Origin of the sequence: Rhizobium brockwellii (genome assembly GCF_000769405.2) — a bacterium.
In the GTDB taxonomy this organism is placed as follows: Bacteria; Pseudomonadota; Alphaproteobacteria; order Rhizobiales; family Rhizobiaceae; genus Rhizobium; species Rhizobium brockwellii.
In genome coordinates this window covers 73,762-94,428 of record NZ_CP053445.1, presented here as the reverse complement: position 1 = coordinate 94,428, position 20,667 = coordinate 73,762, and the positions used below count along the sequence as shown (strand labels likewise).

The 20,667-nt window shown below is 61.0% G+C and carries 18 protein-coding genes; 8 read left to right on the top strand and 10 right to left on the bottom strand.

Annotated elements, in window-relative coordinates; genetic code table 11:
* The first annotated feature begins 51 nt into the window (after positions 1-51).
* Together RLCC275e_RS33885 and RLCC275e_RS33880 are read left to right on the top strand one after the other, a co-directional pair.
* Positions 52-318 carry a WGR domain-containing protein gene (locus RLCC275e_RS33885; protein ID WP_033184351.1) on the top strand — a complete coding sequence of 89 codons (267 nt, stop codon included), beginning with the start codon at positions 52-54 and terminating at the stop codon, positions 316-318.
* Between the two features lie 83 nt (positions 319-401).
* Positions 402-680 (top strand): HU family DNA-binding protein, encoded by a 279-nt coding sequence (locus tag RLCC275e_RS33880; RefSeq protein WP_033184352.1) that lies wholly within the window; start codon positions 402-404, stop codon positions 678-680.
* Positions 681-721: 41 nt separating this feature from the next.
* Here RLCC275e_RS33880 and RLCC275e_RS33875 read toward each other — a convergent pair whose 3' ends face one another.
* From RLCC275e_RS33875 to RLCC275e_RS33865, 3 genes are all read right to left on the bottom strand, one after another.
* Positions 722-1,030 carry a DUF736 domain-containing protein gene (locus RLCC275e_RS33875; RefSeq protein ID WP_033184433.1) on the bottom strand — a complete coding sequence of 103 codons (309 nt, stop codon included), beginning with the start codon at positions 1,028-1,030 and terminating at the stop codon, positions 722-724.
* A gap of 634 nt (positions 1,031-1,664) precedes the next feature.
* Positions 1,665-2,231 (bottom strand): pyridoxamine 5'-phosphate oxidase family protein, encoded by a 567-nt coding sequence (locus tag RLCC275e_RS33870; RefSeq protein ID WP_033184353.1) that lies wholly within the window; start codon positions 2,229-2,231, stop codon positions 1,665-1,667.
* Between the two features lie 85 nt (positions 2,232-2,316).
* On the bottom strand, positions 2,317-3,207 hold the full coding sequence (locus tag RLCC275e_RS33865) for a LysR family transcriptional regulator (protein WP_033184354.1): 891 nt from the start codon (positions 3,205-3,207) through the stop codon (positions 2,317-2,319).
* Between the two features lie 106 nt (positions 3,208-3,313).
* Between RLCC275e_RS33865 and RLCC275e_RS33860 the strand changes: the two genes are divergently transcribed.
* From RLCC275e_RS33860 to RLCC275e_RS33850, 3 genes are all read left to right on the top strand, one after another.
* Positions 3,314-4,183, top strand: a complete 870-nt coding sequence (locus RLCC275e_RS33860) for an SDR family oxidoreductase (protein ID WP_033184355.1) — start codon at positions 3,314-3,316, stop codon at positions 4,181-4,183.
* A gap of 36 nt (positions 4,184-4,219) precedes the next feature.
* A complete protein-coding gene (locus RLCC275e_RS33855) occupies positions 4,220-4,693 on the top strand; it encodes an SRPBCC family protein (protein WP_033184356.1) in 474 nt (157 codons plus the stop codon).
* 69 nt (positions 4,694-4,762) lie between these two features.
* On the top strand, positions 4,763-5,431 hold the full coding sequence (locus RLCC275e_RS33850) for an NAD(P)-dependent oxidoreductase (protein WP_033184357.1): 669 nt from the start codon (positions 4,763-4,765) through the stop codon (positions 5,429-5,431).
* A 307-nt stretch (positions 5,432-5,738) separates the two neighbouring features.
* On the opposite strand, the gene RLCC275e_RS33845 is transcribed toward RLCC275e_RS33850, so the two are convergent.
* From RLCC275e_RS33845 to RLCC275e_RS33835, 3 genes are all read right to left on the bottom strand, one after another.
* Positions 5,739-6,323, bottom strand: coding sequence for a hypothetical protein (locus tag RLCC275e_RS33845; RefSeq protein WP_033184358.1), 585 nt, complete (start codon positions 6,321-6,323; stop codon positions 5,739-5,741).
* A 681-nt stretch (positions 6,324-7,004) separates the two neighbouring features.
* The gene (locus RLCC275e_RS33840; RefSeq protein WP_033184434.1) at positions 7,005-7,655 is read right to left on the bottom strand and encodes a DUF7007 domain-containing protein; all 651 of its coding nucleotides are present in this window, start codon (positions 7,653-7,655) and stop codon (positions 7,005-7,007) included.
* 82 nt (positions 7,656-7,737) lie between these two features.
* Positions 7,738-9,453 (bottom strand): ParB/RepB/Spo0J family partition protein, encoded by a 1,716-nt coding sequence (locus RLCC275e_RS33835; protein WP_033184359.1) that lies wholly within the window; start codon positions 9,451-9,453, stop codon positions 7,738-7,740.
* Between the two features lie 320 nt (positions 9,454-9,773).
* Between RLCC275e_RS33835 and ligD the strand changes: the two genes are divergently transcribed.
* On the top strand, positions 9,774-10,820 hold the full coding sequence (gene ligD / locus RLCC275e_RS33830; RefSeq protein ID WP_033184360.1) for a non-homologous end-joining DNA ligase: 1,047 nt from the start codon (positions 9,774-9,776) through the stop codon (positions 10,818-10,820).
* 175 nt (positions 10,821-10,995) lie between these two features.
* On the opposite strand, the gene RLCC275e_RS33825 is transcribed toward ligD, so the two are convergent.
* The 4 genes from RLCC275e_RS33825 to RLCC275e_RS33810 form a co-directional block, all read right to left on the bottom strand.
* Complete coding sequence (locus tag RLCC275e_RS33825; protein ID WP_171891380.1) at positions 10,996-16,083, bottom strand: helicase-like domain-containing protein; 5,088 nt, start codon at positions 16,081-16,083, stop codon at positions 10,996-10,998.
* A gap of 99 nt (positions 16,084-16,182) precedes the next feature.
* Entirely contained in the window at positions 16,183-16,788 is a 606-nt protein-coding gene (locus tag RLCC275e_RS33820; protein WP_033184362.1) for a DUF1419 domain-containing protein, read from the bottom strand.
* A 132-nt stretch (positions 16,789-16,920) separates the two neighbouring features.
* Positions 16,921-17,856, bottom strand: coding sequence for a DUF3991 and toprim domain-containing protein (locus RLCC275e_RS33815; protein WP_033184363.1), 936 nt, complete (start codon positions 17,854-17,856; stop codon positions 16,921-16,923).
* A 176-nt stretch (positions 17,857-18,032) separates the two neighbouring features.
* Positions 18,033-18,212, bottom strand: a complete 180-nt coding sequence (locus RLCC275e_RS33810) for a hypothetical protein (protein ID WP_033184364.1) — start codon at positions 18,210-18,212, stop codon at positions 18,033-18,035.
* 618 nt (positions 18,213-18,830) lie between these two features.
* On the opposite strand from RLCC275e_RS33810, the gene RLCC275e_RS33805 reads away from it, so the two are divergent.
* Positions 18,831-19,571, top strand: coding sequence for a DUF6088 family protein (locus RLCC275e_RS33805; protein ID WP_033184365.1), 741 nt, complete (start codon positions 18,831-18,833; stop codon positions 19,569-19,571).
* The gene (locus RLCC275e_RS33800) at positions 19,552-20,646 is read left to right on the top strand and encodes a nucleotidyl transferase AbiEii/AbiGii toxin family protein (protein WP_033184366.1); all 1,095 of its coding nucleotides are present in this window, start codon (positions 19,552-19,554) and stop codon (positions 20,644-20,646) included. Before RLCC275e_RS33805 ends, RLCC275e_RS33800 begins: the two co-directional genes overlap by 20 nt.
* The last annotated feature ends 21 nt before the right edge of the window (positions 20,647-20,667 follow it).

Genomic DNA, 20,667 nt, shown 5'->3' with positions numbered 1-20,667 from the left:
GATTCAAAACTGTCGTTGGACGGCAGATTCCGAACGCGCGATTCTTCTGTTATGATCACGCAGCCCTATCACCTCTATGTCGAGCGTATCGCGCCGGAAAAAAACATGGCGCGGTTCTACGCGCTCGCCGTTCAGCCGACATTGTTCGGCGAGGTGTCGCTGGTGCGCGCCTGGGGCCGGATCGGAACGCGCGGACAGCAGATGGTGCATCTGTTTAACAACGAGAGCCAGGCCATCAACCTGTTCCTCGACGTGCTTCGCGAGAAGCGCAAACGGGGTTATCGGCCGAAACCACCTGTGGACATCCCACGGATCTGATCCTCGTCTCCATCGTCGCCGATGACAATCCGGTCATAAGCTGACACGGATTTTATCTTTGACAACAAGATGCGAGGAATTCCATGACCACCACCAATGAAATCGCCGACAAGATTGCAGCCGATAACGGCCTGACGAAGGTTCAGGCCAAGGGCATCGTGGAGGCCGTCTTCCAGGCAATCGCCGACGCCGCAAGCTCCGACGCGGAAACCTCGATCCCCGGCTTCGGAAAATTCAAAGTGAAGGCTTCGCCTGAGCGCGAGGGCCGTAATCCGGCGACCGGAGAGAAGATGACGGTTGCGGCTTCGAAGAAGCTGACCTTTGCGCCTGCCAAGGCGCTCAAGGATGCACTGAACAAGTGATCCCTGCTGGAGAGCCCCGCCTTACGGCGGGGCATCCAGTATCAGTCCCGGTTCGACCGGGACCAGATGAGGGCGAGGCCTTCCTCGCCTTCGACCTCGATCAGCGTTGCGTAGATGGGGGCCGGGAAGCTCGGGTCGTCGAGCTTGACCGAGAGGTAGTCACGACCTTCGTTCGAGGTCTTCTTCCAGGCTGCGCCGAATTCCGTTGCTCCCGCGAGGATGCGGTAGTCAGGGCCCTTTTCGGACGTGCGCTCGACGGCGCGGATGGTTGCCTTGACGTTGAGGTTGAGGGTCTTGATGGTGCCGGAGAAGCCGTTGCCTGAAGCGGTGAAAGAGCCGATGGTTGCCATTGTCGTAATCCTTTTCGGTTGTTCGAGCCGCGTCCATCGCGGCCTCGATGGCAGTCGATAGGACCGGAGACGATCGGCCTGCACCTGAAAGGCCGAAACGGAGTGGAGGACGGCCAGGGAGAGGTTTTCTTGTCTCGCGAGGAATGGGCGCTTCAGCGCACAGGGGAAGAAAACGATCCGGCCGTTGCGGATGCCGATCGAGCCGAGCATCGCGAGATGGTCTTTGGTCAGACATGCCCCATCGAGACCGCAGTGGACGTGCCAGTGGACTGATCAAGGATTGCGGCAAATGGCATCATTCTGGTGGTGACCAATGGGAACGGGTGCATAGCGCCCACAGCCCGGATCGAATGGTTGGAGCCAACGACTGCATGTGAGAGGCTGCCGGGAATGGAGCATTGTAACCCCTCGCTTAGCGGGTCGCGGTGCCAGGCCTTGATGATCAGCCTTACAGGGAACCGCTCCACCTTCTCGTCGGCAGCTCCATGCGGGTTCTCAGCGTCGTTCAAGCGGTCACGTGTCGTGTTGGCGCTGACACCCCAACGGGTGACTTACGCCGACCACGGCCGCGGCGGTTGCTGCGTCCGGAATTGATTTACTGTCCATAAGTTGGGTGTTGGCGCGAGAGCCAGTGCTACCGCTCGCCGGGCGTTTCGTAAAGGCCGGTCGGAAAGCCGTCTAGGCTCACTTGGTTCTTTTCCCGCCAGTAGTCGTCGATCCCGTCGACGCCCTTGGCCTTGGCCCAGGCGTCCATCTGCGGGCGCTCTTCCTGGTATTCAAACAACGGCACGCCGTAGCCGCAGGATGTCTGCACCAGATCGAAGTCGAGCCTTATCATTTGACGCGCGCCGAGCGGCGCGTTGCCGTCGAACCGCTCGTCCAGCAGGCTGGCGAACTCGTCACTGTCGCGACGGATGACGCGCCCCTTGCCGAAAAGCCGCATGATTAGCGGCGGCCCGGAAACCGCACAAAACATGATGGTGAGGCGGTCGTCTATCCCCAGATGGGCAGCGGTCTCGTTGCCGCTGCCGGTGCGGTCGAGATACATCGCGGCGTTGTCGCCAAGGACACGAAACATGTCCGTGCTGCGCGGAGACATGTTGACATGACCGGTCGGCGCTGCCGATGCGGTGAAGAACATGTGCTGTGCCACAATGAAGCGATGGTGTTGCGGTTCGAGAGTCGGGAAGAATTTGGCCATCCCCGAGAATATGGCTAGCTTCATTCGCTGCCAAGACCGGAATTTGAGAAAAGCTCCTGACTGTGAAGCAGGCTGTTTCTGTCCCTCACCTGCCGATGTAAGCCGCCAGTTCATCGGGCGTTCCGTTGGGGAAAGCCTGCTTCAGAAAGTCCAGGAAGGCAGCGACCCGGGCGCTCAACAGACGCCGCGACGGGTAAAGCGCCCACAGCGCGACCTCGGAACCCTCGATATCGCCCCAGTGCAGCAAAGTGCCGTCGGCCAGATCGTGACTTACCAACGATATCGGCATACGCGCAGCGCCCACGCCGGTTCGAACGGCGTCCCGAACCATGATAAGCGAGGATAGGGCGAGGACGGGCTCGATCCCGATCGTCGCGGGTCCTTCTGAAGTCACGACGTTCCAGGTTTGCCGATCGCCGGCCCCGCGCACGACACCTGGCGCCGAGAGATCGGCCACTGGGCGGGGAAGGCCGGGGCTTGCCACGACGACCAGGCGATCATGCAGAAAGGCTCGGCCGACAAGACTTTCGTCTGGGTCCGGATTGACCCGGATGACCAGATCATAGCCTTCCTCGATCATGTCTACGGCTCGGTCCTCTGTCGTGACTTCCAACCGCACGTCGGGATATTTCAGTGCAAAGCCCGCCGCGATCCGACCCATGGCGGTCTGCGAAAACAGCAGCGGCAGGCTGATCCGTAACCTGCCGCGCGGCTTGTCCCCGCCCGCCGCGATGGTAGCCGCCGTTTCGTCAAGCTCCGTCAGGAGCGCGGCTGTCCGCTCATGAAGGGCGCGACCTTCCTCGGTGAGTTTCAGGTTGCGCGCGCCACGTTCAAACAGCCGAAGCTCAAGGGATGCCTCCAATTCTGTCACCCGCCTGGACAAGGTCGCCTTTGGCCGGCCGGAGGCCCGCGCCGCTTTGCCGAAGCCTCCGTGACGGGCGACGAGATTGAAATCGACGAGAGCGACGAGATCCATGATCGTTCCACCTGTGAGACGAACTGTCTAATTTAACAGTCTATTGGTTTGATAATGAACCAGCCATATTCCGGGTGTCAAGCAATACCAACCCGGAGAAAATCCCATGACCATTCTCGTTACCGGCGCCACCGGCAATATCGGCGGCCAAGTCATCCAGCATCTCGTCAATAGCGGCGCTGATGTCCGCGTTCTCGTCCGCGACCCTTCCAAGGCCAATTTCCCGGTAGGTGTTACTGTTGCCAAAGGTGACTTTCTCGACGTCGACTCCCTGCGTACCGCCATCGATGGTGTGTCGACGCTGTTCCTGCTGAACGCTGTCGCACCAGACGAGTTTACCCAGGCTTTGATCGCCCTCAATGTCGCCCGCTCTGCGGGCGTTGAGCGGATCGTTTACCTGTCTGTGATCCACCCGGACATCTACGTGAACGTGCCGCACTTTGCCGGCAAGTTTGGCGTCGAACGGATGATCGAGCAGATGGGCATGAACGCCACGATCCTGCGCCCTGCCTACTTCATCCAGAACGATCTGACGATCAAGGACGTCATCACTGGCTATGGCGTCTACCCGATGCCCGTCGGCGACAAGGGCCTTGCTATGATCGACGTCCGCGATATCGCGGAGATTGCTGCAATTGAACTGCTGAGACGCGAAAGGGCCGCACAGCCGCTTCCGACCAATCGCATCAACCTCGTGGGTCCTGACACACTCACCGGCACGGATATCGCTGCTATCTGGTCGGACGTTCTGGGCCGTCAGATCAACTATGGCGGCGGTGATACGGCAGCTTTCGAACAGAACCTCAAGCAGTTCATGCCGCCGTGGATGGCCTATGACATGCGCATGATGGGCGAGCGCTTCCTGACTGATGGCATGCTGCCCGAGGGCGGCGATGTCGAGCGCCTGACGACGCTTCTCGGCCGTCCGCTTCGCTCTTATCGAGACTTTGCCTGGCAAACCGCTGCTTCTGCCTGACGCAGGCGCCCACAATTTTAAACAAGGACGATCATCATGATCTATTCGACCGCAACAGTCCCGGTGAATCCGGAAGGCGAAACAAAACTCACCAGGGAGCAGGTGTGGAAGGGCCTGGAGCTGAAGGCGCGCGATGCGCGCCTCTTTCTCCCGCCCGGCCTCTGCACCCGCTGCGACGTCGTCGAGGAAAGTGCGACCCACTTCGTGCGCGAAGCCACCATTGCTGGCTCTGACATCAGGGAAATCATCACGCTTGAGCCGCAGAGCAAGGTCACCTTCTTCCAGGCAGGCGGCCCACGCGAGGGCGCCATCGTCAATGAGCTATTCGAGGACGAAGCCGGCGCGCTGCAGCTGAAGTTCTACTGCTACCTCGGCCTACGCGGCAAGCAGCCGAATGGTCCTGAGGAGCAGGCCGAGCAGACGCAGTTCGACAGCGACAAGGGCTACAAATCGGCCCTCGTATCGACGCTGAAGCGGACCCGAGAACTGCTCGCAGAGGGCAGGCTCTGATTACCGATCACAACAACCAAACCCGGGCTACCTCCTGAGAGGCGCCCTGCCTTTCAAGAGGACCCGATCATGACCACCTCCATCATTGACATAGATTTCTCCGCCGCACCGAAGATCGTGGTCCTCGGCGCCACCGGGCCAACCGGCCGCCACATCGTCAGCCAAGCCCTCAGCCGCGGCTACGATGTCACCCTCCTGGTGCGCTCGCCGGAAAAGGCCGCGGACATGAGGGGAGCGAAGATCGTCGTTGGAGACGCCCGTGACGAGAAGGTGTTGCGCCAGGCCGTCAAGGGTCGCGATGCCGTTATCAGCGCACTTGGAACACCCGCAAGCCCGTTTCGTGAAGTCACCCTTCTCTCGACTGCAACCCGAGCGCTCGTCAATACCATGAAGGCAGAGCATGTCTCGCGTCTCATCACCATCACCGGAATGGGCGCGGGGGATAGCGCAGGCCATGGCGGGTTTCTGTTCGACAAGCTGATCTTCCCGCTGCTTTTGCGCAAGGTATACGCCGACAAGAACCGCCAAGAGGCCATCATCAAGGGCAGCGATCTGAATTGGACCATTGTCCGTCCTTCAGTTCTCAACAACAAGCCTAGGCGCACCACGATCCAGACGCTCACGAGCTTGAACCAGTTCCGCGGAGGCTCCATTTCGCGAGAAAACGTTGCGACCTTCGTGCTGGATCAAGTCACCACGGACTTGTGGCTCCATAAGTTGCCGTTGATCACCTGGTAGTGTTCGCCCGAAAAGCGCGCCGAAATGATGCCGGAACACGGGGTTACGTTCCTTCAAGCCAAGAACGCATAGCTGCACCGCACAAAAATTAAGTGCAACGCGATGAAAATTCGGGCATACAGGCTTCAGCTGATGCACATGGCGGCTCCTCCCAGTTCCGCCGCAGCAGCTGTTCCCCTCTGGAGGTCCATGACCTTCACACTTTATGGGCCGCAGTTTTCCGTCGGCCCTTTTTTCTTTTTCCGAACCAGGTAGCAACGACGTTGCGGACGCTGGAGGAAGGCGGGGCCGAAGCCCCGCGATCGTCCTATTCGAATGCTGACATCTGGGCAGTGGCGGCTTGTCTGTCGACCGAGTTGGCGGGCTGCTCGACCGTGCGCTCGTAGGGCTTCCAGGTTTCGCCTGTGATGTCCTCGTAGGCGGAGACGGCGCCTTCGGCTGCCATGCGAAGCACGTGGGCCTGCAGGCCCATGTCGGCTGCGAACTCGCGCTTGCGCTGGGCGCGGCTGTCGAAGCCGACCGGGCCGTCGAGGTCCTCGTCTCGGGTATCGTTGGAGAGTTTCGTGGTGAGATCGCGGGCCTCGGTGACCGCGCGGCTGTAGAATTGCCCGGCGCCGTAGGCGGAGCCGACGAAGGAGCCGACGATGCGCTGCATGTGGATCTGCATGGCCTTTTCGGCGAGACCATCTTTGAGCGCCTCAGCGCTTTCGATCAACTGGCCGCGATGGAGCTCGCGGATCCCGTCGCTGTCGATGAGGGCAAGGCCGAAGCTTTCGGAGATGCGCAGCGCCTGGGCTGTGTCGGGGCAGGCGTGCCTGACCATTTCGAGTGTAGTGGCGCGTTGGGATTTTGCGGGGCGGTTCTTCTGGGTTGAGCGGTTGAGCGGTGCCATGATCGGATCCTTTTAGCGATGTTTCAGCGAAACCCGGGGTGCCGGTTGTCGTCCGGCTCAGCCCCTCGGGTGCGGGCAAAAGGACATGGGCACCAGCGGCCCGGCCCAAGGTCAGGGCATCGCCAGGAGGAGCGAGGATGGTTTGCGGATGGTGCTGCCCGCACTTGCGGGGTGCGACAGACGCGGGCCTGCCTTGCGACGAGGCGATGATCCTGCCGCAACGCGGCGCGCCAGCGGCCTTTGACCGGGACGCGCCCATGTCAGACCGCAGCAAAACCGAGGTGCTGTGCCGGCCGACAATCTGGTCTACGACAGCATGATATCGCCATCGCGATCCGACCTTGGCAACGCCGCGTCACCCATAGAGGGCACTGACAAAACTCGATGCCAACACACTCCACGGCAAGCAGGTTGCCCCGTTCCCGGGCTCCGCCCTTCGATCAACGCTTTACCGCACCCGCGACTTGGTCAGGCTTCCGCACTCGCCCGGCTCCGTTGATATGCGTGCAGTGGTCGATGGTGGGCCATGCCGTGTTTTGCATTTCCACCGCACCATCGTTTGTCGTGTCAGCTCTGCTCGCCGCAAACGGCAATCCCTCTGCCGTGCCCAGATGCCTTGATAGAACGCGATGACATCGATCACATGATTTCGGGGCGCGTCGGTGTCAGTGGACGCGACTGTCATCGCCGCGCCGCCCAGGTCACGAAGCTGGACGGACCATCATATGGCTCGTGCTTGGCTGGATCGATGACGAAGCCATGCCGGCCGATCGTGTAGTCGGAGCGTGGAACCAGAAACCGTCGTTCACTGGTCTCGCCCCGGGTCCCACCCAGCGCCGCGATGCACTCGACAAAGCCAGGCTGGTGATCGGTATTGAGGGCCGCGATGACCACCCAGTCGTTGCGATGTCGCTTTTCGAATTCCTGTCGGTCCCGAATATGCGACTGACCGTCCTTCAGTGTGACGCTCATCACGCGCTCGTAGGCATCAGGATAAGTGTCGCGAAGTGTGCGATCCGCCAGGCGCCGCTCATAGGCCGTGAACAGCTGCGGGAAGGCATGGGCGACCTTCGCCCATTCACAATCCTCTTCGTAGAATTCGGTGTCATTACGATAGTGTGCATGGACGGTGCCATTGGCATTCTCGTCGAGATGGAAACCACCATGGCTGGCGGTGGAATGCAGAACGATACCGTCGGCGAATTGCCGCGAGAGCTGCGCCAGACCCCATGGCGTCGAGGCTCCTGTTCGTATCGTCGGCCGGTCTAGTGTCCGTAGTTCAGCCTCATGCGCTGCTTGTTCTGCTGCGATGTCATCATGGATTTCCGCCATGACAAACTCCTTCTGATTGCTGGAAACGAAGACGCCGCCGGCATCAGCCAGCGGCGTCGGTTCAGATCCTGGTGCCTGGTGTTTATTCGGCGGCCTCGCGGAAACCCTCGCCGGCCTCTTCATCGGCGGCGGAATGGTCCACGAAGTCACCACCGGAAAGCTGATCCTCGAGAGTATTGGGATCGTCGGCAGCATCCTCCAATCCACGGTCGACGCCGATGTGGCGTCCAACCCACGACCGCGCGTCCTCAGTTAATGGCGCGAGCAGCGCTGCCGGATGCACCAGTTTCCCCTCGGCAAAATGCTCGATCAGCGCCGCACGGGTGTCCTTCACCTTGATCCGACCGGGCACGCCTGCCTCCTCCGCCGTCGCCTCCAGCGCGGTGCGCGACAGGCAGGAGAGAAAGTCCTCCGTGCCCATATTGGGTAGGAACTGATCAGCGCCGATGGCGTCGCCGGCAATGCGGGCGATCAGTCCGCTGTCAGAGCGATTGCGGCGAAGCGACAGGACTTCGATCAGCACCGAGCGCGCAGCCTGAACCAGTGTCTCGCGATCGAAGGACAGCTTGCCGTCCTCGCCAATCAGCCTGGCAGCATGCGGCCCGCATTTTGCATGACCATAGGGATTGTCCGATGCGCCACTGGCGACCGTGACATTCGTACCGGTGAAGGCCAGAATGAGCAGGGCCATCAGCGTGTCGTCCTCGATCGGCGCACGGGCGAGCGCCTCGTGCAGAGCGTCAGTCCGCAGATCACCGATCATGTCGAGACCCTTCTGGGTCACGTCGGGTCGTACTCTCGGTGCCTCGACCTCCTCGACGAGGGTTTCGACACCGTCGGAATCCTTGACCAGCTTGGGCTTCTTCACCTCCGGCATGCGGTAGGCAACCGACTGCACCGAGCCGTCGCGCGCGTTGATGTACCAGCCGGTCAGGTCGCCCTTGCCCGGTTTGCCGTAGACCTGTTGCGCCTTCGCGGGCAGCTTGGCCTGGCCGTATTCGTTGGCCTCGATAACCGAACCACGCTTGGGCAGGTTGTTGGCAAGCCATTCCTGCTGCGCCCCGAGAAACGCCTCGACATCCGTGGTGTAGCGACTGTCCTCGTCGGCGGGTGCAAACAGGTCCTCGACCCAGACGATACCATAGGCCAAAGCCAGATCGTCGCCGAAGCTTGCGTGCTTGGCGAGCATCCGGGTCGTGGTCAGCGCCCGGGCGACCTCCCACCACGACACCTGTGGATCCTGCTTCTTCGGCTTGTACTTCTTCCACACCTCGGCCTGCTCATCCTGACTGGCGGCGGCGATCGTGCGCAGCTGCTGCTCGTTCGGCATATCGCCCCGCGCCATCTGGTCGAGCATGGCGGGCAGGATATTGGCCAGCAGCCGCAGCTTTCTGATCTGCCGGCTGGGGAGTGCCAGCGCCATGGCGATCGACTCCTCGGTCCATCCGAGAGCAACCAGCCGTTCGATGGCGCGCCACTGGTCGACAGGGTTCAGCGGCTCGCGGGCGATGTTCTCCGCAAAGGACTGCATGGCGCCGAGATCGTCGGATGGATCGGCTAGCAGCAGCGGGATTTCCATGAGATCCGCGGCAATCGCCTGGGCGGCGCGGCGGTGACCGAAGACGATGATGTAGCTGTTGCCGCCTTCCGGATCGAGTTTGACGATCGGCGGCTGGACGACACCGATGGCCCGGATCGATGCGCAGAGCAGCGCGTCGGACTGGGCCGAAGATTTCGACTGACGGGACCGGTCAGGATTGTCCTTCAGACTGCGCGGATCGGCTGTAATCAACTGCATGGGAATGACCTTTCGGTTTCGGGCGGACGGACTGTCCTTGCCTCCTCATCTTCTTCTCGAAGACATCCTCCGAACCGCAGGACGGGACGGCGGCTGCAATTGCGCCGGAGCAGACCTGGCTTGCGGAGGAGCGAGGCACACCTGCCTTGCGAGGCAAGCTGGCCCGGTCTCGGCGACCGGCGCGATTGAGGGAACCGGCAGCCGTCGGACCGTCCAGCGAACCGGTTTCCTTCCCCTCCTTCCTCCCCTCTCTCGTCGTCCTCCCTTCCATTTCCCAGCGATGTCACACGATTTTAAGCAATTGCTGCTGAACTCAGGCCATGACAAAGCCGCCGCGCCAAAAATCCCAGCCGCTTTTGCGGGAGACGGACGCTCCGATCCGCTCGCGACCGCGCAAACCACGTGATCCAGCGCAACCGCAGCTTCCTTTCGACCCGATGCCGGATCGCATTGAACCTTGCCTGGCGCTCTTGAAAGCAAAGCCGCCATCGGGACCGGACTGGATCTATGAGATCAAATGGGACGGCTATCGTGTGGCTGTTCACGTCGAGCCGAACGCGGTGCGGATCATCACCCGCGGCGGCCATGACTGGACCGACAGGTTTCCGGCAATCGCCGCCGCTGCGCGCAAGCTCGGCGTCGGGACCGCAATCCTGGATGGGGAAGCCGTCGTGCTCGATGCGGAGGGCCGATCGGACTTTGGGGCGCTGCAGCGCTCGCTCGGTGGGCGCGGGGGCAGACAAGCGTCAGACGATGCTATTCTCTACGCATTCGACCTGTTGTATTTCGATGGCCATGACCTGACGAAGATGGAGTTGTCCGGTCGTCGTCACCTGCTGGAAGACCTGATCGGCGAAAGCGAAAGCGTAATCCGCGTCTCGGAGGAGGTCGAAGCGGATGGCGCGACACTTCTGGCGGCCGCCCGAGAACACGGCCTGGAAGGCATCATTGCCAAGCACCGCGACAGTGCCTACCGCTCGGGCCGGCTCGGCGACTGGCTGAAGATCAAATGCATCCAGAGCGAAAGCTTTGTGATTGTCGGATACGAGCCATCCACCGCGGCGCGCGGTGGGATCGGCAGCCTGTTGCTCGCAGCGTATCAGGGCGACGCGTTCGTCTATGTCGGTTCGGTCGGAACTGGCTTCAAGCAAAAAGACGCGATGAAACTGCGTCGGATGCTGGACACGCTGAAGACCAAGCGTGCGCCGGTTGCCGTCGATAAAAAGGGGGTCGTCTTCGTTCAACCGACATTGATTGCCGAGATCGAATATCGCGCCTGGACCGACGATGGCAAATTGCGGCATGCCTCGTACAAGGGCCTGCGGGAACTGCAAGACAACGCGGCGATCTACAAACTCAGCGAGTAGCGCCCGAACGTGCCAAAAACGGAAGGGCGCTCGACCCTTTCGGGGAGCGCCCTTCCAACCCGGACAGTTTCAAACGCGCGGCAATCGCCACTGTGAGGCAAACCATCGAAACGGGTGATGACCGATAGATGTGTATGGTCCGACCCCGTTTCAAGTAACCGCAGTATGTCGCCGATCACGCGGCCTGCTGGCGATCCTCCTCTGGTTCGTCGGCGGTTGCCGCCAGATCCCTCTCGATCTCGTCCAGTTGGCTCAGCTTGAGTTCGAGCTCGGCTTCGAATGAGAAGCTTTCCCCCAGACGCGGCGTATAAGAGGCGAGACGCCGTTTCGCATCGACGAGCCTATTGCGATGGTTCTCGCGTTCCTGTTCAAACCCGCCAAGCGCATGTTCGAGCCGGGAGATCGCGCCGATCGGCGTGGTGGTGACGGCCAAGTCGATCTCGTAGCCTCCACCTGTGCGTTGGAGCAGGGTGTCATAGCGATAACCATCCTTGCCAAACCGTTCGCCCTGATAGGCGAGATCGAAACCGCCGATGGTGGCGATGATCATTTCTTTCTCCTGCTGAAGCTGAACCAGCGTCAGGATTTCCTTCATCAGCGCGCGGCCAGCGAGTTTGCGCTCGTCGAATGTGTCTTCGCCAACTTGCATGACAAAGGCGTCGCCAGATGTTGGGACCAGCCGCTCGATATCCTTGCCTACCTCCTCGATCCGGCGGCTGGAAAACTCGATATCCCGTTCGGCGTCGCGGATCTGCCGACGGATGGCGTGCTGATCGTCGATATGGGCGGCCCGCAGGCGATCCAGGCGGGCGATCTCGGCCTCAAGTCCGGCCTTCTGCATCAGCCGCTCGTCGCCGGACGCGATGGCCTTGGCCATGGCGAACTGGTTTGCCTGCCCCTCGCCCATATCCTCCAGCCGACGCACACTTGTGTCACCGGACAGGGCCGCCGCAATGAAGCGGGCCTTGCGCTCGTTGTTCTGCCACATGGTGGCATCGAGACTGCCGAGCGTCGCATAGGCAAACACGTCGACCTCGTCATGTTGATTGCCCTGGCGGATAATACGGCCCTCGCGCTGCTCGATCTGCGATGGGAGCCACGGTACATCGAGGTGATGCAGGGCTTTGAGCCGCGCTTGAACGTTGACACCGGTGCCCATGGTTTCGGACGAGCCGATCAGCACGCGTACCTTGCCGGCATTGAAGTCGTTGAACAGCCGCTGCTTGGCGTCCGACTTCTTGTAATCCTGCATGAAGGCAATTTCCGAAGCCGGCACGCCAAGGCGGACGAGCTCATCGCGGATCCATCTGTATGCGGAAAAACCGCGGGATGCCTCGACATTGATCGTGCCGAGATCGGAAAAGATCAACTGGCCGGCGCCCGGCCGGTCGAACGGCTTGCCGTCCTTACGGCGGTATTCCGCCTCTCCGGTTTCCTGCCAGATCCTGTGGGCATTGGTGACAAGCGCGTTCAGCTTGTTGGCGGTCTCATTGCCCATGGCCTGATCGACCAGGCGCAGATCGATCGCCGCATGCCGCCCGTCGGTGATGACCGAGAGCAGGATATCGTCGCCGGGCTTGGCCGGACCATCCCGCATCTCGATGGCCTTGATCCGCGCGTCCAGCTGTTTCTGGTAGGACTTGAAAGCGGCGGTCGGCTCGGCGGTGACGATCTGGCGCTTGCCGCCGGAGACCTCCGGCACTTTCACATAGGTTTTCAGATCGACCGGCAGCACGACGTCGGCGAAGGATCGGAACATGGCGATCAGTTCGGGCACGTTGACGAACTGGCTGAAGCGCGTGACCGGCTTGTATTTGCCCGATGGCTGCAGCTCGAGTTCCGTCGAGGTATCGCCGAAGGTCGAAGCCCAGGCGTCGAACTCGTGCAGACCACGTTCCAACAATGCCACTGGGCCCATCATCCGCTGCACGGAGAACATCTCGCCGAGCGTGTTGGTGATCGGCGTTCCCGAAGCCAGCACCAGCGCCCTGCCCGGGTTCTTCGTCTCGACGAAGCGGGATTTGACGAACAGGTCCCAGGCGCGTTGCGATCCGTTCGGATCGACACCGCGCAGTGTCGACATGTTGGTGGCAAAGGACAGCTTGCGGAACTCCTGTGCCTCATCGACGATGATCTGGTCGATCCCAAGCTCGGAGATGGTCAGCAGATCGTCCTTGCGGGTCGCCAGCGCTTCGAGCCGTTCCTTGTGACCTTCCTTCATGCGCTCAATGCGCTTGCGCGACAGCCGATCCTGGCTATCAACCTTGACCAGCAGCTCCTCATAGAGCTCCAGTTCATCCTGGATCATCTGCGCCTCGAACGATGAGGGAACGGAGATAAAGCGAAACGCCGAATGGGTGATGATGATCGCATCCCAGTTGGCGGTCGCTGCCCGCGACAGGAAGCGATGGCGCTTTTCTCTGACGAAGTTGGTCTCGTCGGCGACCAGAATGCGCGCATTGGGATAGAGAGCGAGGAACTCGCGGGCGGCCTGCGCCAGGCAATGGCCGGGCACGACGAGCATCGCCTTGTTGATCAGACCCAGACGGCGCTGCTCCATGATGGCGGCCGCCATGGTCAGCGTCTTTCCAGCACCGACGGCATGAGCGAGATAGGTGCTACCTGCCGAAATAACCCGCCAGATCCCGCGTTTCTGATGCCCATACAAAGAAAAGGCGCCTGAGGCGCCCGGAAGTTGCAGGTGATCGCCGTTGAAGGATCGCGGCGCGATGTTGTTGAAAGTGTCGTTATAGATGCGCGCCAGCCGGTCGGTGCGATCCGGATCGGACCAGATCCACGACTGGAAGGTAGTCTTGATCTTTGCGAGCTTTTCCTTGGCGGCTTCCGTCTCCACGGTGTTCAGCACTCGTCGCTCAGTCTCGCCGTCGCGGACGGTGTCGAAGATCTGCGGCACGCAGGAGTTGAGAGCGTCGGACAGCAGCTGGCCAGCATGGCGGCGATGCGTGCCCCATTCCGTGGTGCCAGCGGCCGACCATTCCAGCTGCCGCGCATTGACCGTCCATGTCGCCAGTTCCGGTAGGTGATGGATGGAAATCTCGGCATCCATGGTCTCCTTGACGAAGGCGACGACATCATCGGCGGGGATCCACGGGGCGCCAAGCCGGGCGGTGATGTCCGAGGGCCGGAGATCGGCAGGTTGGACTCGCTCCAGCGCCGCGACGTTGCGCTGAAAGGCGGGGTCGAGGTCCGCGGCCGCGCGTGCGGTGGAGAGCTTCGAGCGGACTGCGCCGGACAGATAGGCATCGGCCGACTGCCAGGAGCCGTTGGATGGATCGCGGAAGATGGATTCACCCAGCTCACCGATCACACCTTCCACGTCACGATGCAGCAGCTCGGCGATATGATCGGGATCGACATGGCCGCGTTCGTTCAGAACAACGGCGAGCGCATCCGATGCCGAGGTGATGACAGGTGCCGGCGGCGGCGCGATGACGCGCTCGGTAAAGATCGGCCCGGGCTTGGCGGTATTGGTCTCGAGATCGTAGTCCTCGATCGAGGCCACCAGCCAGCAATCGGGATCGTCGAGGAAAGGCGCGATATTTGGCCGGCGATGGATCTCCCTGACCTCACCGGTTTCCGGATCCTCCGATGTCGAGACGGAGGTGAAGTTGATCGGGCCGAACTCGCGCACGAAACTGGACCAGGCGATGCGCAGCGCGACCTGTGCCTTTTGCCAGGGCTGATCGCGTTCCTGAAGCTTGAGAATGAGCCGGACCGCATCGCGGATAGGGATGAGCTTGCGGATGATCACTGCGTGCTTGGCAAAGATGCCCTCAGTGCTGCGGCCCTTCCTCACCTCAACAGGAACAGCGACCCCGTCCACCACCTGCATCAAGGCCGTGCCTTTGCCAATGAAATAACTGCCCTCGCGCACCTTCGGATCATCAGGCCGCTCTGCCATGGCTTCCGCGACTTCGTCCTCAAGGGCGAAGTCGATTGCCGAAGGCTCGCCGTCGTAGAGCCCGGCCGTAAGGTGTCCGACGGCAGCGTTCAGGCTCATTTCAAGGTCGCCGCCTATCGGGAGGCAGGTATAGGCCTCGCCGAATGGACCTGAGGTGAGAGCATGGCGTCCCAGCACCATGTCGGGGTGATCGACGAACCACCTGTTGATACGGACGCTACCGCCCTCACCTTCCACCAACGCATGCGCAAGATCGAGCCAGCTATCGTCTCCAGCCTGCTCTTCGGCGCGGCGTTTCCGGAAGAAGATGATATCGACGACAACATCCGTGCCTGCGTCAGCGCGAAAGCTGCCTTCGGGAAGGCGGATCGCGCCAGCGAGATCGGCCATGCCGGCGATGTGTTCACGGGCGCGGGCGTCAGCCTTGTCCATCGTGCCGGACGAGGTGACGAAGGCTGCGAGACCGCCCGGCTTCAACCGGTCGATGGACTTGGCGATGAAATAGTCATGCAGCCGCAAGCCGAGAGACCGGAGGGCCGGATCACTCTTCACCGTCCTGTCAGAAAACGGCGGGTTGCCGATCGCCAGATCGAAATGGTCAGGCAGGTCGGTGCGGGCAAAATCGCCACAGACGATTCTGGCCCGTGGCTGCAGCAGCCGGACGATACGGGCGGTGACGGGATCAAGCTCGATGCCGGTGACATGGCTCACCTTGGAGAGAGCATCCGGCATCAGCGCCGGAAACATACCCGTGCCGATACCCGGCTCCAGGACCCGTCCACCATCGAACCCCATGCGGACCAGGCCCGACCAGATGGCACGAACGATAAACTCCGGCGTGAAGTGGGCATATTGGGTGCAGCGCGCCAGCGATGCGTAATCACCCGGCGCAACGGCACTTTCGAGATTGCCGCCGAGCTCCTCCCAACCTTTGCAAAATGCCTCGTCGCCGGGACGCCGGAATATGCCGTTGGCCAGGTCCGACGCGCCGAAGCCCGTGAACTTGATCAATCTGGCCTGCTGGTCAGGACGAGCCGGCAGGCCCTGGCGCTCGATCTCGTTCGCCAGCAGGATGGCGGCGATATTGTCACGCGCACGGTCGCGCCAGGATTTTGCGAGACCGCGAGAACTCTGCAGCCGGAAATCGACCTTCGTCCGCAGCTGCGGTGTGGTTTTCGGTTCTTTGCGGACCGGAGCGGCTGGCGCCGGTTTCGAGGGCCGGGGGTCGATATCGATATCGGTCCCGAAGTCTGCTGCGAAACCCGGCACACCGAGATCGAAACCGGATGCGAGAGCTGTATTGCCGAACAGATCGACAGCGAAAGGATCGTCATGCGCCATTGGAAAAACTCCTGTGAGTGGGCGCGCCGAGGCACACTCGCGCGAAGAAGCGGTGTTGCCAGGCTGCGGATGGTGGAGGTTTGGAAATGAAGGCCGCCGTTAGGCAGCGATGGTTTCCGGCAGAAGACGGAACTGCACCGGCAGTTTTGCGGCGATCTCCTCGTCGGTCAGATCGTCGAGGAGCTTCCAGATCTTCCCCTGAGCGGAGGGATAGACGAGCACGATCTGGCGATTGCGCAAGTCGGCCGGAAAGCGAGCGTCGGCATAACCTCGAAAATCCGGACCTGTCGCACTCCAGATATGATCGAGCTTTTCCTGTCGGTTCATCGCGCGCACCGGGCGGGATTCCCGGGCGATGATCTCGGCACGCATGCGGTCGGGTGACTGATGATCGGCCAGGTCGCAATAGCCGTGAAACCATCGGGACCGATCATCAATCGTCAGTGCGAAGAACACGCTGGTGACACTGGCGGCCAGAAACTCGCGCATGGCGAACATGTCGCCACGGTAAAACAGCGGAGGGAGGATCTCGAACATATGGTCGTGGTCGGCTTCCGTGATTTCGAACCATTCGCCGACATATCGCGTGCCATTTATCCGATCATCATCGAATGGCGACTGGCTATGGCGATTGAACAGGGCGTACATTTCGTGGCGGCTGGTCACACCTTCGAACACTTTACGGATGGTGGGAGGGTTGAACATCGGCTGCTCCTTTGGGGTTGGGGACCGAAGCGGAAGCCTGATCGACCTCTTCTTTCAGTCCTTTGATCACCCCTCCCCAGCCGGCGCCTCGCGGGCAGCGGGTCAAGGGCCGCCGTCAGGCGGGCGGCAGCTTCACCCTTGATGCGCTGTCCGCGTATGCGGCAGCTCTCTTCTCTCCCTCCCCTGTTTCAATTCCTCATTCCAGTCTTCACATTCCGGCCTCAGCCGCGAGAAATCGCAACCGGCGCTGTCCGCCATCTGGCGCAGGCGGTCGGCAAAAACTTCACCCTGGACGTTGTTGTCGGTCGCGGCCACCAGCCACGCGCCCTCCCCGGACGCTAAGTTTTCCAACGCGAGCGCGGTTAGCGGAGACCAGCCGCCTCCAGTGCTGACATAGAGCGTGTCGGATCGTGTCTGCTCGATCGCGGCCAGGCTGAGCGCATCGATCGCCGCCTCCGTCACACAGATCCGATGAGCGTCATTCATCCCAAACTGGAAGAGCGTCTTGGCGCCGCCGGTGGAAAACCCGCGCCACTCCGGACCGCGCTCCTCCCAGCCGATGACGGCGCCAGCCTCATCGACATGCTTTGCCCACATCGAGCCATATGGGCCTTCCCGAAGAACGTCTGCATCGATCGCCGCGGAGATGACTTGCCATGGCAGCGCCCGGCATCGCTGGAGGTAAGTCCACATCGCAGATCCGCGCCACGGCCGTTTTCGGTGGTTCCAGCGGTCAGCGACCGAAGCAATTGGCTGCGTTTGACGAAGAGGTTTCTCCCAGATTGGCGCGGTGGGCTGAAACGCGACCAGATCGCCGACCACCGCCAGGGTCTGAGCAAAGCCGATCCCATGGAGATAGCTTGCGAGCGCGAAAACATCACCCTTGGCGTCCGAACGGGCATCGAACCAGCCCCTGTCGTCGTGGATGACGATGATGACGTCGTCGTCGCGTCGGAATTTGACCGCCCGGCGCGTGCTCTCTTTTCGGTCTATCGCGAAACCTTCATGCTCAAGGACGGCTGCGCAGCCCACCCGGGTACGCAGCTCCTCGATGTCCTTCTTTTCCATATCACTTCCTCTAGCTTTCCTGACTGTTCGGACTGGCAGCGCCCAGGCCGCGAAGATGGAAGCGCGCAAGGGCGCGGTTCGCAATGTGCAGATCTGCCGGGAAAGATCGCGGCGAAGCCTCCCTTGCGCGCGCATCAGCGCAAGCGGCACGCCTTCCCCCGAAGGGGGTGATCGGCTCAATGAGCCGATCCGTAGGCAAATGGATCGTATTCATTGAGGATGGCGTCCTCGTCGCCGTCATACTCGGCGGAAGGCATGACGCCGATCTCGCCATCGATTTCGAAGAGGGTGACCGGGACCATCAGGGTCCGGGCAAGATCGAGTGCGTGGTTTTGTGCGAGGCTGAGATCCGACATGTGAGGCTCCATCCAGTGGCGGGGCCGATCCCCGCTTGATGGCGCCCGTTTGATCCGGACCCGGCCGCGGTCACCGCGCAGGCGCAGCCGGAGAGGTCGCAGTAGCTGCGAACCCCCTGCGGGTTGACCGTCCAAGGTCGGGACTGGATTAAGGATGCCAGACAAGAGAGCTGGGTTGGCAACGCCAATGGTTGGAGCATTATTGCGCTCGGCCTGAATTGCCTTGCCGCTTGCTGATCAGGCGACCTGCAGGTTCCGATACAAAGAAGGTGTTGGGCAGTTGCTGCTTGTGGTTTTCCGAAAGGGGAACTGTGCAGCAACGCTTGACGGTGCCAGACCAACGTAGTCATTGAACGCGTCAGGGATGAAAGCCCGAAGGGAGAAGACTCGCGTCCCGAGGCTTCTGCATAGCCAACAGCCCGGCCCGACAGGGCGACGTTATGCCCAACTGTGAAGGCCTCGTTCTCTCCGGTTGCAACGATTGGGAACAACGCATGCGTCGAATTCTGCATGCATTTTACTGACCAATATTTAGATATAAAAATTGGTCAGTAGGGCAGCCACGGTTGCTAGTGACCAAAGTTTGTATATAATCTTCGGTCAGAAAGTAGGACAGCCATGCCGAATCCGACATCGGACACTCTTGAGCGCATTCACCAAAGGATTGCCGGCGCGGCGCCTTCAGGCGTTTGGTCACGCGCTGATTTCCTCGATATCGCTACGCCGAACGCCGTCGAAAAGGCGCTGCAGAGGCTGACCAGCCGCGGGGCCATCCGACGCCCTCATCGTGGTCTCTATGATAAGCCGGATATCAGCCAGTTGACCGGAAAGATGGTGTTTCCCCCACGCGCCTCATTTATCGATGCGATTGCACGGCGCGACAAGCTTCGTGTTTGCGTCGACGGCATGACGGCTGCCAATGATCTTGGCATGACGACAGCGGTTCCGGCCAGGTCGACGATCTATGCGGACACATACCCCCGGACCATCGAGATCGAGGCAAATGCCGGTGACACGAAGGCCACAAAACCGGTCATCTATATCCTGGACTTCAAGCGCATTTCGGCAAAGACAGCCTTTTGGGCCGGCCGGCCGGCGATGCGGGTGATCCAGTCCCTCCACTGGTTTCGCGATGAGCGCTCCAATCTGGAGACCGTCGTCGATGGTATCATTCGTCACTTGGCACGAAGCCCGCACAGGCAGCCGATCATCGAGGATCTGCGCGAAAACATCCACGCCATCCCGGCCTGGATGTACCAGGCAATAGAAACGATAACACGCGAGCCGCAGCCCACTGCGGATGAAGACACTCCGTTGGGCCAAGATGGGAAGGGTGAACATGCGCCAGAGCTTCATTGACGTCCTTCGCTCAAACGCCGATGAGCAGAGAGCGCTGTTCTCCGCCGCTGCATCTGATCTTGAGACGCGAGCCGAAAATATCGAGAAGGATCTCTACGTCTGCTGGGTGCTCGACTTTCTGTTCAACCGACGGAAGGACGATGCAATCGGCCTCTACTTCAAGGGCGGCACCAGCCTCAGCAAGGCCTATGGCCTGATCCAACGTTTTTCCGAGGATATCGACATCGGCATCTACAAGGCGGACCTGAAAGTCCCGCTTGAGGCCGACATCGCCGCGCTCCCGTCCGTCAATCAGCAACAGAAGGCTCTGGCCGAGCAGGTCGATGAGGCGGCGCGGCATTATATCTCCGGGCCACTCAGGAGCTTGCTTGAGGAGGAAATCGCCACGGTCGAAGGAGAGACCGGACAAACAAGGCAGTTCTCGCTCGGCTTCGGGTACGATCCCTACCGGAAGAAGGAAGCGCTCGACATTTTGGTGCTGGGATACAGAAGCGTCTTTGATACGAGCGGCGGCTATGTCGAGGCGGCGGTGCGCATCGAAGGCGGCGCACGCCCGGATCCGGTGCCAGCCGAAACGCGAGAGATCGTCCCCTACATTGCATCCGAAATGCCGGCCGGTTCGGATCTCACGATCTCCAATGTGATGACCGTCAAGCCGGAGCGGACGTTCTGGGAAAAGGTCCTCATCCTTCATGCCATGACGGAAATGACCGAAAAGCGAAACGCGGATCAGAATGCGGAAAGAAAGGTCCCCGACCTCAATCGATACTCGCGCCACTATTACGATGTTCACCAGATTTGGAACCACCCTGAATACGGAAAGACGACTGCATCCATGCTCGATCTTGCCGAAGCGTGCCGGCAGCACAAGGAACTGATGTTCCGCGCGCCGGACCATCGATATGATCGAGCAGTACCCGGCAGTTTCCGGCTGGTGCCGACGGCCGATATGCGGAAGAAATTGGCGACCGACTACGACAGAATGTCAGCCATGATCTTTGCGACACCGCCTGATTTCGAGGCCGTCATGACGAGCGTCGAGGATCTGGAACGTTACCTCAACAAGGAGCAATAGTCGGTTGACCATGCAGATGTA